The 10280-nt window shown below is 64.0% G+C and carries 13 protein-coding genes and 2 pseudogenes; 7 read left to right on the plus strand and 8 right to left on the minus strand.

The genetic code is table 11. The annotated features are described in order from the left end of the window. From HLA95_RS29935 to HLA95_RS25840, 5 genes and pseudogenes are all read left to right on the plus strand, one after another. Window positions 1-153 (plus strand): annotated as a pseudogene (locus HLA95_RS29935) (pirin family protein); the annotation flags it as partial. A 371-nt stretch (window positions 154-524) separates the two neighbouring features. Beyond that, on the plus strand, window positions 525-1391 hold the full coding sequence (locus HLA95_RS25825; RefSeq protein ID WP_255592265.1) for a 3'-5' exonuclease: 867 nt from the start codon (window positions 525-527) through the stop codon (window positions 1389-1391). A 136-nt stretch (window positions 1392-1527) separates the two neighbouring features. After that, complete coding sequence (locus tag HLA95_RS25830; protein ID WP_191059323.1) at window positions 1528-1869, plus strand: AbrB/MazE/SpoVT family DNA-binding domain-containing protein; 342 nt, start codon at window positions 1528-1530, stop codon at window positions 1867-1869. A 142-nt stretch (window positions 1870-2011) separates the two neighbouring features. Continuing rightward, complete coding sequence (locus HLA95_RS25835) at window positions 2012-2251, plus strand: hypothetical protein (protein WP_191059322.1); 240 nt, start codon at window positions 2012-2014, stop codon at window positions 2249-2251. A gap of 538 nt (window positions 2252-2789) precedes the next feature. Further along, complete coding sequence (locus HLA95_RS25840) at window positions 2790-3119, plus strand: type II toxin-antitoxin system death-on-curing family toxin (protein WP_306422387.1); 330 nt, start codon at window positions 2790-2792, stop codon at window positions 3117-3119. Window positions 3120-4053: 934 nt separating this feature from the next. Here HLA95_RS25840 and HLA95_RS25845 read toward each other — a convergent pair. After that, window positions 4054-5145: a bifunctional DNA primase/polymerase gene (locus HLA95_RS25845; RefSeq protein ID WP_191059320.1), complete on the minus strand. Its 1092-nt coding sequence runs from the start codon at window positions 5143-5145 to the stop codon at window positions 4054-4056. 495 nt (window positions 5146-5640) lie between these two features. Beyond that, a complete protein-coding gene (locus HLA95_RS25850; RefSeq protein ID WP_191059319.1) occupies window positions 5641-6111 on the minus strand; it encodes a helix-turn-helix domain-containing protein in 471 nt (156 codons plus the stop codon). A gap of 395 nt (window positions 6112-6506) precedes the next feature. Here HLA95_RS25850 and HLA95_RS25855 point away from each other — a divergent pair, with 395 nt between their 5' ends. Beyond that, window positions 6507-6812 carry a hypothetical protein gene (locus tag HLA95_RS25855; protein WP_191059318.1) on the plus strand — a complete coding sequence of 102 codons (306 nt, stop codon included), beginning with the start codon at window positions 6507-6509 and terminating at the stop codon, window positions 6810-6812. On the opposite strand, the gene HLA95_RS25860 is transcribed toward HLA95_RS25855, so the two are convergent. The 5 genes from HLA95_RS25860 to HLA95_RS25885 form a co-directional block, all read right to left on the minus strand. Then, window positions 6809-6997, minus strand: a complete 189-nt coding sequence (locus HLA95_RS25860) for a hypothetical protein (protein ID WP_191059317.1) — start codon at window positions 6995-6997, stop codon at window positions 6809-6811. The genes HLA95_RS25855 and HLA95_RS25860 overlap by 4 nt on opposite strands. A gap of 224 nt (window positions 6998-7221) precedes the next feature. Next, window positions 7222-7563 carry a type II toxin-antitoxin system HicB family antitoxin gene (locus HLA95_RS25865; RefSeq protein WP_191059316.1) on the minus strand — a complete coding sequence of 114 codons (342 nt, stop codon included), beginning with the start codon at window positions 7561-7563 and terminating at the stop codon, window positions 7222-7224. After that, window positions 7560-7916 (minus strand): type II toxin-antitoxin system HicA family toxin, encoded by a 357-nt coding sequence (locus HLA95_RS25870; RefSeq protein WP_223861480.1) that lies wholly within the window; start codon window positions 7914-7916, stop codon window positions 7560-7562. Before HLA95_RS25870 ends, HLA95_RS25865 begins: the two co-directional genes overlap by 4 nt. Window positions 7917-8056: 140 nt before the next feature. Next, on the minus strand, window positions 8057-8686 hold the full coding sequence (locus HLA95_RS25875; protein ID WP_322100170.1) for a M10 family metallopeptidase C-terminal domain-containing protein: 630 nt from the start codon (window positions 8684-8686) through the stop codon (window positions 8057-8059). After that, the gene (locus HLA95_RS25885; protein WP_255513170.1) at window positions 8626-9003 is read right to left on the minus strand and encodes a calcium-binding protein; all 378 of its coding nucleotides are present in this window, start codon (window positions 9001-9003) and stop codon (window positions 8626-8628) included. Before HLA95_RS25885 ends, HLA95_RS25875 begins: the two co-directional genes overlap by 61 nt. An 894-nt stretch (window positions 9004-9897) precedes the next feature. On the opposite strand from HLA95_RS25885, the gene HLA95_RS29845 reads away from it, so the two are divergent. Then, complete coding sequence (locus tag HLA95_RS29845) at window positions 9898-10107, plus strand: hypothetical protein (protein ID WP_222184978.1); 210 nt, start codon at window positions 9898-9900, stop codon at window positions 10105-10107. Window positions 10108-10169: 62 nt separating this feature from the next. Here the strand turns inward: HLA95_RS29845 and HLA95_RS25895 are convergent. Next, a pseudogene (locus HLA95_RS25895) lies at window positions 10170-10280 on the minus strand (IS5/IS1182 family transposase); the annotation flags it as partial.

The following is a 10280-nucleotide window of genomic DNA, read 5'->3' on the forward strand; positions in this document are numbered from 1 at the left end:
GTTTCCTCGCGGCCTGAGCGGATCGCGGCGGCCAAGGAGGAATGGGCGCGCGGCCGCTTCGACACCGTGCCAGCCGACGAGTCGGAGTTCATCCCTCTGCCCAACCGGCAGGATGACCCGCTGCGGGCGGAAGGGGGCGTGCATTATCCTTAACTGACTGTTGGCCACGACGCTGGGATAGCGAGCTCGCAGGCTAGGCAGGCATGTCGTGGCTGGAGAACTGCGTCGCCAGCCGGGGCAGCCCTGCGACTACCACGCCTACAACGCCGTGCTGGAGCGGCTGTTCGGCAAGGCGCGGGGCGTCATGACCCAGGCCGAGCTGGAGGCCAAAATCGGCTGGCTGGAGCGCAACCGGATCCGCAGCCAGCTCGAGCTGATCCAAGATCACCCCCACTATGGCTGGATCCGCACGGCAGCGCCGGACGAGCGTGCGGCCGGGCTATGCTCGGCGGGGCAGCCGTCCTTCGGGCAGGCGCAACCGTGGCAGGGTTACCGACGAATTGGGATAGATGGACCTGAAGGACATGGCGCAGAGGTTGGAGGCGAGCGGCGACTACCGCGTGCTCCGCCGTCTCGTGCCGCGCCGGCACCCGCACATCGCCGATGGGTCGGCCACCCGGATCGGGCTGTTCGTGGATGTGGAAACGACCGGCCTGGATCCTGCCCGGCACGAGATCATCGAGCTGGCGATGGTCCCGTTCACCTATGCCCTGGACGGTCGGATCTTCGCGGTCGGCGACGCTTTCCAGCGCCTGCGGCAGCCCGCACAGCCGATCCCGCCGGAGATCGTCGCGATCACCGGGATCGACGATGCGATGGTGGCCGGCCAGACCATCGATCCTGCCGAGGTGACCGCCTTTGCCGCGCCGGCGGCACTGGTGATCGCGCACAACGCCGCCTTCGACCGCCGCTTCCTGGAGCGTTTCTGCCCGCTCTTCGCCCGCAAGCCCTGGGCCTGCTCAATGGCGCAGGTCGACTGGGCGGCGGAGGGTCATGAAGGGCTCAAGCTCGCCTATCTCGCTGCAGGTGCCGGGTTCTTCTACGACCGTCACCGGGCCGAGAACGATTGTCTTGCCACCATCGAGCTGTTGGCGACCCCGCTGCCCAAGAGCGGCATCCTCGCCCTCACCAGGCTGCTGGCGCAGGCGCGCACGCCGACCTGGCGCATCTTTGCGGAAGACTCCCCCTATGACCGCAAGGACCAGCTGAAGGCCCGCGGCTATCGCTGGAGCGATCGGACGGGCCCAGCACCACGCGGCTGGTATCGCGATGTCGACGAGGCGGGCCGGGAAGCCGAGCTGGCCTTTCTTCAAGCGGAGATCTACGGGCACCCGGTCCAGCTCCGGGTCACGCGCATCGACGCCTATGACCGCTTTTCGGATCGATGCTGAGCGCTGATGTCTCGCCGCTACATCCGGCCCGGCGAGACATACCTTAAGGTCGCTCGGCTAAAGTGCTGCTCGACGGGGTGGGGCGGACAATGGTCTTCTTGGCAGAAGTATCTTTCTCTTCAGAAAATAGAGCCCCATGCCCACCATCCACCTGCACTATGACGGCTGGCTCAGCCTGCCAGCCGATGCCCGCAAGCATCTGGACGTCGCTACTGGCGACCGACTGGAGATCGAGTTCACCCAAGCTGGCCTGCTTTTGCGGCCGGCAAGGCAGGTCAAGAGTGCCAGTGCTCCGGAACCCGAGGCGGTGCTGGCTCAGCCGGCAACAGCGCCGGTCGAGCCGCCAGCACCCGTGGTAGCCGAGATGGTGGCCGCCAAGCGCAAGCCAGGCCGGCCACGCAAGCTCGTGGCGCAGGAGTTGGCGCCGCGGATCAAGGTCGGCGGTCGGCGCAGGAGCACGCAAGCCGCCTCTGATTGAGCAAGAGCGTCTCCCCACTCCTAAGGCGTCTCATTTCGTTCGCTCAAGATGTTCAACCTCACCTGCCGACGCCCTGAGGCACTCCGCTGAATCACCATTCGCAAAGCTAAGATGATGTAGAGTTCCAGTTCCGGCAACCACCATGCCCGACAACCAGACCATCCTGGCGCAGGCCTGCCGGTACGTGCAGGAGGGCCAGCGGCACATCGCCGAGCAGCAGGCCCGGGTCGCCGCGCTGGACCGGGACGGTCACGACACCAGCCCGTTCCGCGCGGTGCTGGCGACCCTGGAGGAATCGCTCCGCCTGCACCAAGACCAACTGGCGTGGGAAGAACAAAAGGCAGAGCGGCTCGCCGTGCTGATCCAGCCGGGGGGCGTCTGATCGGCCGCTGCGCATAAAAAGACCGCCCGGCGAGGGACCGGGCAGCAAGGTGGAAGACGCAGATCAGGCGAGCCGGCGGAAGGTAAACCGACCCCGTGTACACGATAGAAACTATCCAATCCGGTTCAACGTGTCAGCGAACAGAAGTCGCTACGAGCGTGCGAGCATCAGTGGGATGTTGCCAAGAAGACCAAGCAGGTCTGCTTCATTGTCTTTCCGAGCCACAACCAGAAAATAGGCCTTCTATCGGCGCAGAATGGCCTGAAACGGTGTCGCCGGCACACGGCCGGCCATGCGGCACACCATAAATGGGTGAAGCCTTCGGCAAGCGGCCAGGCATGGCGGCTGGGTGGCACAAGGCGCTTGTCGGGTCGGCCGCCGCCGCTACGGTGACGGGATGCACCCGGCTGCGGAAGGGTGAGCATGTATGTGGTCGCGTGGCTCCACCACCGCCCCGCAACCAGCCATGAGGTGGTGCGGATCGAAGCCGCGACGCCCGGCCAGATGCTGGCCGGCGCCGCCTCGTCCGCACGATCGGCTGCTGGCGCTGGACGGCGGCCCATCTGGCGTGCGCTCCTTGGACCTACTCCGCTCGGCCCTGGCGCGGCCGCGCCAGCATCTGGCCTATGGCGAGGCGGTCGAGCCGGCCATGCTGGCCGCCCTCTACACGGCCGGCATCGTGCGCAACCATCCGTTCGTGGATGGCAACAAGCGGACGGGCTTCCTGATCGGCGTGCTGTTCCTGGAGCTGAACGGCTGGACCTTCATCGCCGATGAGGCTGAGGCGACGCAGGCGGTGCTGGCGCTGGCCGCGGGGCAGATGGACGAGCATGCCTATGCCGCCTTCCTGACGGCCAATATGAGATAGATGTTCCTGCGGATATGGTGGAATCCATGCTTGGAGGCACTTCATCCATTTGAGGATATCGGAGGATTGTGCTCTCCAAGCGCAGGAAATTTCTTTAACCCCATTACTTAATTTCGCAATCATACACATGTGGGTGGGCCTGCGGTCTTGTCCGCGAAAGTTCCAGAGATTTACCCTCCCCTCCCCCATGCGCCGGTTCGGCGGGCACCGTCGCTGGTGGTCATGGCATGGCCGCCTCCTCAAGACGGGATTCTCCCACCATACAACGGGACAGACTTGTCGCACGTCGCCGGTACCAGGCCGCCCGGCTGATCCCTCCGGCTGGCCATGGCTGGATCCGCGCCGGCACTGAACCGCATATTCGGCGCGCAGCGTCGTTCCTTTGGCCGTCACTTGTCGGCCTGCCGCTGCCGGTCATGCTCCCGCCGGAGATCGGGCGTGACGCGATGCCGGAACTGGCAGACACGCATCTCGACCTTGGAGGTCGAGGGCCCTGCTCAGTGCTGGCACATGGACCGTTGAATGAGCCATCTCGTCCAGCTTCCAGTGCAGCTGCGCCTTCATCTCGGCGAAGTGACGGGATCGGCCGCCGGGGTCGCGCTGAGCCACAGAGACATGGTGGTGCGGCTTCCGTGCTGATCCCGCGCCAGAACAGGCGGTGCTTATCAAGCAAGCAAGCGCACTATAGCACATGCTAGCGGCCGCGCCGCTATCTTGATGCAGTTGCAGCCAAGCGGCCGACACCGTGAACCTGAGGTCGCTTTCCCCGTAGCGTCATTACCGGACGGCGCTGCGATCCACCCGCCTGACCGCTTGGTCCTGGCCGTCTCGTGCTATCTGCAGGGCTCGGCTTGACGCCGGCCTGTCCTAAGCGATGCGCGCCGGTTGAGCGCCCGGCGGTCAGAAGGGGGGAGTGTCTATTTCTATTAGGTGGTCAAATTCGACCAGCCTTGAACCGATAGAGCGCCGCGCCACGGGCCGCGCCACGGAACGTGCTTGGCGGACGGACGACCTCAACGAACTGGCGTGTCTCCAGATGCCGCCGCGCCGCGGCCAGCCTTTTGCGAGGCCATCCCCCGCCGGGCATTTGCTCAGCCATACCGTTCGCGATGAAAAAGTTGCGTCCCTGTCCCCAATGGTGCCGCCGTAGCTTCGTCAGTAGCAGGAAGGCGTCGGGGTTCTCCATCATGAGGCCATCCACCTCCTCATGAGCGACTGCCACGACGCCGCCACGGCCGCACCAGTTCTCGCCCCTAGCCTGATAACCCCACGCGGATCGCGCGGTCTTCTCGATCTCGGCATCCGGCAGCGGTGGAAAGAATGCGTCCTCGGCATAGGTGCGCGCCACATCGAGCAGATCATCGAAGCTATCGCAGTGGCGGGCTGCTCCCAAGCAGCGCTTGAACAGCGTCTCGTTGCGACTGCCCTCGCCGATTCTGCCGCCCATGCCTGGTACCGGCGGCGCGTGTGGCTTGCCCGGTGCCGGGGGCTTGGTCCGGAAAGAGCCGTCTATTCCCTCGATCCCCTCCAGCCCTTGCATCGGAGGGAGCCGGTCGAGGTCGTCGAGGGAACCCTGCGCAAACTGGTACTGCCCGACCGGGCTGAGCGAGGGCGCGCAGATCCAGAGCCCCTGGCCGATCAGGTAGTCGGTATCCGCGTTGCCACCGGCCGGCTTGACCAGGCGGGCGCGCGGCGTTCCTGCCGGCAGCTGGTAGAGGGCGTGGAACTTGCCGGACGCGGTCCGGATCACGATCGGGCTGTCGCCGTGCCGGGAAAGGCCATCTGCCAGGACGTGCTCGTCCGTCGAGTCCACGTCCAGCACGGCGAGGGGGGAGTGGTTCAGCCAGAGCCCGAAGGCGTCGGAATCACGATACTTGGGTTTTTTCGCAAGCTCGCGTGAACCTTGAAGCTTAACCCTGTGCAGGTTTGCGGCAGCAGGTTTCTTATCCTTGCCATCGATAATACATGGAAAGATTGCAAGATCATGATCCGCGTAACGCGGCTGCCATTCTGCAAATAAACCCATGACGCATGTCTTTAATCTTCGCCGGAAGCGGGCTTTCGCGGTTGCGGGTTGTTGCAATAGATACTCAGATCCGCTCACCACGCACCTGAGAGGCGCTGCCGGCTGCTTACGTTTCTGAAGGCCCGCCATGGTCAGGCAGGACTTTGTCGTTCAAGCACAAGACAGGTTGCGTCCCTCCACATGTCAACGGTGCGGGTGGGAGACGCTTAAGCCCTAGGGGCTGGGGCCGGCTATTCGTGGGGTGATCGTGCTCCGCACCCTTTGCCAGAACGTGTGCTGCTGTCGCTCCATGAGCTGCCGCACCTGAACCGCCAGTTCGGCAAGGCGCTTGTCCTGCTCATCGCGGTGGGCCGTTGTCGCAACCGGGAGCCAGGATGTTTGGTGGGGCGCCTGCCGTCATGGTAACGGCGGGTTTCCCTCCAGCCGTTGGCCGGTCATCGGCCCTGGTTCCCACAGCAGCACGTCATCGTGCAGGCTGGGATGCCTGTCGCATCCCTACCTAGGTTGCTCGCCCAGCTTCTTGCGGCGGTTGGCGACCGTACAGGGCTGCACTCCCATGGAGCGGGCGATGTCAGCAGCCGGCTCGCCGGCCTGGATGCGGCGCTCGATCTCCGCTTCGCCCGCCGAGGTGAGCCGGCGGCATCTCCTATCCCATGTTGGTGGTCCGCCTGTCAGCCAGTCGGGTCGTGGTTCGTGCGGGTGACCTTGCGGCGCTGGATCGCGGCGCGGCCGACGACAGAGAGCTGAGTCCTGACCGACCCGTCCCGACCGGGCTATTTCCGATGTATGGAACAATTCAAGAACATTCTGCGCGAACTTCGTCCATGGCATGTGCTCACCGCGCGATGCAGCAGGTGCGGCCGGCAGGGTGAAGTGCAGCGGCGGTTCCTCGGCGACGCCCGGACCCTGGCCGACATTCAGCAGCGATTGCGCTGTTGCCGGTGCCAGAACCAGGAGCTGAACCAAATCACCATCACCAACACGCTGCGTTAGCGATGGCGCTCTACACCGATCGGCCACGGCTTCACCAATTCCCCTTCTACATCCGCATCCTGGCCTGCTGCCGGCTATGCCGGCGGCGCGTCTGGATGATCACCGAGGAGCTGGCCCGGCGGTGTGGGTGGGATCGGACGCTGCAGCAGTTGGAGCCGCGGCTGAAGTGTCAGCAGTGCGGCGGGCGCGGGTACTTTGACCTGCACAATGGCCTGTCCGCGCTCAGCGGTGCCCGGGACGAACCCAGGTCGCCGCCATGACCCAAGGGTGCGACTTTATGCGTCGCCACCACCCTGACGAGCGGCAGACCACACTTAGCGGTTGTTGTACGCCTCGGGCGAGCAGGCCACCGCAGCGGGAAGCGGAGCATGCGCCCCTCGGATCAGCGCGCCCTCGATGACCTATGCGCCACCGCGACCGCGATCATCTCCAGCAACCTGCGGCCGGTCGGACGCTGGGATGCCAAAAGCGCCCGCTGGGCGCTTGATCACGCCCTCGACTTCCTGACGCACATGCTCCGTGAGCGCGCTGACACTGATGGCTTCGACTTCCTGCTCGACGATACCCAGCGGCGGCGCGACCGAGAGAAGGGCCTCCTCGTTGCCGCCGATCACCTCCAGTGGCGGATCACCCGGATCGGCGACTTGCGAGGGGCGCTGGAGGCGAGTCTCTAGTCGGCAGCAGCCCGTTCCTGCCGCGCCTCCGTGACCACCGTAGCCACCTCCTGCCAGCCCTGATCCGGCTGGCGGCGCAGCTGCCGGCGGCGATCTTCCCGCTCGGTAGTCATCCAGGCGGTCTGCTCCGCCATGGCGGCGGCGATCCGAATGGCGAGCGTCTGCTGCTGAAGTTGATCGAACATGCGTCCTCCTGGACTTGGACGAGAGGCTAAGTGCATCGGCGGTGCGGCCGATGGAAGCCCGTCAACGCATGGGTGATCTAGCGATCAGGTGATTGACAACTGGGCGTCATCAAACTGTAGGCAGCGCTGGGCATGTTCCGCGCCGCGACCGGCAGGATTGGCCAGTCCGCCCCTATTTGGCCTCTCTCCATCACCCGGCTCCCACAGAGCCGGGTGATGATTTTCTACGCCTCCTCCTTCACCGCCCGCTCGATCCGGCTGGCCAGCCAGTCGTTCATCGACTGCTGTGCCGCCGCCGCAGCGGCCGCCACCGCTTCATGGAGCTGCGGATCGATGCGCAGGTTGAACCGGCCGGAATAGCTGCGGAAGGCTTCAATGTCCCTGGCCCGACATTCCTCCAGGTAGGTCTGGAGCGAGATGCGGGCCTCCTCCATCAGCTTGGCCACCGAGTCCGCGTAGAAGTCGGCGCCGCCGGTCAGGCCCAGGAATTCGCCACGGAATAGACCGATCTCCGGATCGAAACTCACCACCGCCTTCTGGCCGTCGACCTCCATGATGTTCTTCATGGTTTCACTCCATTCGAATCCAGCCACCGCCGGATCGCCACCACCGCGCCCTTGTCGGTTTCCGGCCGGGGGTGCGGGCGGTGGAACACCTGCACCTGACCGAACAGCACCACCGCGACCCGGGAGCTGGCGCGTTCCCGGACCTCCGCACCCAAGGCCACGAACAAGGACTCGATGTCCGACCAGCGGATGGTGCTGGGCACGGGCCGGGCGAAGATCGCTTCCAAGGTGGCGCGGTGGCGGCGGTTCATATGGGCATGGTACTGGTTAATAGTACCATGGGGCAAGGGTGGCGCGATCTCAACCGGGTGGGCGGGCAAGTCGGATAGGGTCGGTCGGATGAAGTCGATCATGGGGTCCGGACAGTCCCGTTCCCGCCGCCGGCGCGAAGGAGTGCCCGGCGGAGCGGCGAGTCCTTGGCCGGCACTGTCCCGCCTGCCCCAGGTCCGTATGATTACGACAAATACGGCCAGACCTATGCGGTGATCATGGCCTAGCCGGCCACAAGGTCACCCGGGTGCAGCTCGGTCACCCCATACAAGACGAGCCGACCAGTAGCCCCAGCGGACCCACCCGCCATCTGCCAAAAGTTGATGGTGAGGCTATCGGCCTTGATCCCCGAGAATGACGGCTGGGTGATCGAGGCGCCGGCATCGCCCAGGCCGAGCACGCCGTCCTTGTTCGTGTCCAGCATGTCGAAGGTGTAGTCGATCCGGACCTTCTTGTGGGGGTCTGTCCAGCGCTCGGAGATGTCCAGCTTGTCCTGGCCGCTCTGGAAGTCGGTGATCAGGTTGTTGCTGTCGGACATCTGCCCGTAAGGGTTGTCGTTCGGATCCGGATCATTTCCAAAGGCATAAACGAACGTATCCCTGCCAGCCCCACCGTCGATCAGGATGGCGGCAAAGAGGGTGCTGCTGCCGGTGGAATGCAGGATGTCGTCACCGTCGCCACCGACCATCCGACCACCGGGACTGTCGAGGAAGAGCTGGTCGTTGCCACTACCGCCGTCCAGGCGGTCGATGCCGAAGTCTGCGTAGAGCCGGTCGTTGCCCTCGTTGCCCTTCAGGGTGTTGTTGCCGTCGCCGCCATAGAGGTCGTCGTTGCCAGCACCGCCGTTGATGATGTCATCCCCGGCATCACCCCAGAGCCGGTCCGGCCGTCCTGGCCGAACAGAACGTCGTTGCCGTCCCCGCCCGAGATGTAGTCCGTCCCGCCTTCGCCATAGAGCCGGTCGGCGCCGGCTCGACCATAGATCCGATCATCCCCAGCCCGACCAAACACGATATCGCTGGCGCCCAGGCCATCGATCAGGTCCTTCAGCGGGGTGCCGTAAAGGAGATCCTTGCCCTCGGTTCCCGTAATGGTGGCCATATGGTCGTCCTGCTGTTCTTCGGTCGGGTGGCGGGGATGAACTTTGGCCACTGCAGCGCCGGCCTTCACGTCCCTCAGCTATCCGAGGCGCTGGAGAAGGTGACGTACGGATCGAGGGTCGACGCGCTGAAGGATGGCCAGTGCACCGCTTCCTGCGTGGTCGGCCAAGACTGAGGTCAAGCGGAGGAACCCAAAAGAGCCATTAGGACGCCCAAGGAAGCTGCACCCCGCTAAGCCTTGAACAGTGAGCAAAGTTCCTCCGCACAGCATTATCAACGACGGCGGCAATAGACTGGGTAATCAAAGAAACATCCGTTACTGCTTGTCATAGTAACGACGTTATTTGTGTCTAGGACCCAGTATCTGTGCCTGAAGCCGTTCGTACATGCATTGTCATCTGACGCATCGGTTCCCTGATAAAACACGAATCCACCCCATCTCTGGCCGAGAGTAGGATTGTCGCTGTTCACAAAGTGTGGTTCTTTATTATGAATTCTGATGCCTCTATTCCATGTGACGCAGACCGAGGGAAGTGGTTCGGGTGAATTCCATACGATTCCATATTCCCAATGCGTTCCTGGCCTGCCGCGGAACTCGCAACTGGTAAGATTGAAGTTGCGGATGTCTCCGCATACCTGCCACTGCGCAGCCTCCCCTGCACCGGTCATGCTCAGCAATGTTGTGAAGCAAGTAGCCACTAGAACACGAGTGTTCATGTCAACCTCCAGCGATGCCAAGGTTGTCACTCTGGCGAAGCTGTTTGATCCTATTGGACTCGCGAAGACCGAACATTATAGTCGAATTATGAGAGCTCGCAACGAGGCCGTGGGCGCAACTCGTTCGGAATTACTCAGTTATGGCGTGCTTGGGGTGACCCAGATCAAATGGATTAAGAGTGCCTAACAAAACCACCTCGTCACGAAGTTGAAGCAGATCAGGCTGGCGGCGAGCAGGTGGAAGCCGGTGAGGATGTCGAGGCCGCTCGTAGCGGATGGTGAGGCGCCGGCCGGCATCGCGGCGGCCGAGGCGGCGGGTGCCGCGGTGGCCGTGGCGACAGCGACTCATACTCATCCGGCCAAAGCGGTGCATCCGACGCTCAAGGACTACTACCTCCCGCCAACGAACAGCGTTGCCGCGCCTCGGGAGCGTCAGGAGAGCAAGGGCGGACACTGAGCAACTCGACATGTTTGGCGCCAAACTGTCGCTCGAGTCTGCGCCCTAGGTAGGGAACTCATTCAGGTCCATGCTGAGGCGACGGCGACGAGTGCGAGGGCGGCCAGGTAGTTCCGGGCGAGGCGGTCGTAGCGGGTGGCGATGCGCCGCCAGTTCTTGAGCCGGCAAAACAG

It is taken from the genome of Geminicoccus harenae (assembly GCF_019800005.1).
Classification (GTDB): domain Bacteria; phylum Pseudomonadota; class Alphaproteobacteria; order Geminicoccales; family Geminicoccaceae; genus Geminicoccus; species Geminicoccus harenae.

Excerpts from the sequence above, each read along its gene's own strand:
- HLA95_RS25825 (WP_255592265.1), top strand. The coding sequence starts at position 525 with ATGGCGCAGAGGTTGGAGGCGAGCGGCGACTACCGCGTGCTCCGCCGT.
- HLA95_RS25830 (WP_191059323.1), top strand. The coding sequence starts at position 1,528 with ATGCCCACCATCCACCTGCACTATGACGGCTGGCTCAGCCTGCCAGCC.
- HLA95_RS25835 (WP_191059322.1), top strand. The coding sequence starts at position 2,012 with ATGCCCGACAACCAGACCATCCTGGCGCAGGCCTGCCGGTACGTGCAG.
- HLA95_RS25845 (WP_191059320.1), bottom strand. The coding sequence starts at position 5,145 with ATGGGTTTATTTGCAGAATGGCAGCCGCGTTACGCGGATCATGATCTT.
- HLA95_RS25855 (WP_191059318.1), top strand. The coding sequence starts at position 6,507 with ATGCGCCCCTCGGATCAGCGCGCCCTCGATGACCTATGCGCCACCGCG.
- HLA95_RS25860 (WP_191059317.1), bottom strand. The coding sequence starts at position 6,997 with ATGTTCGATCAACTTCAGCAGCAGACGCTCGCCATTCGGATCGCCGCC.
- HLA95_RS25865 (WP_191059316.1), bottom strand. The coding sequence starts at position 7,563 with ATGAAGAACATCATGGAGGTCGACGGCCAGAAGGCGGTGGTGAGTTTC.
- HLA95_RS25870 (WP_223861480.1), bottom strand. The coding sequence starts at position 7,916 with ATGATCGACTTCATCCGACCGACCCTATCCGACTTGCCCGCCCACCCG.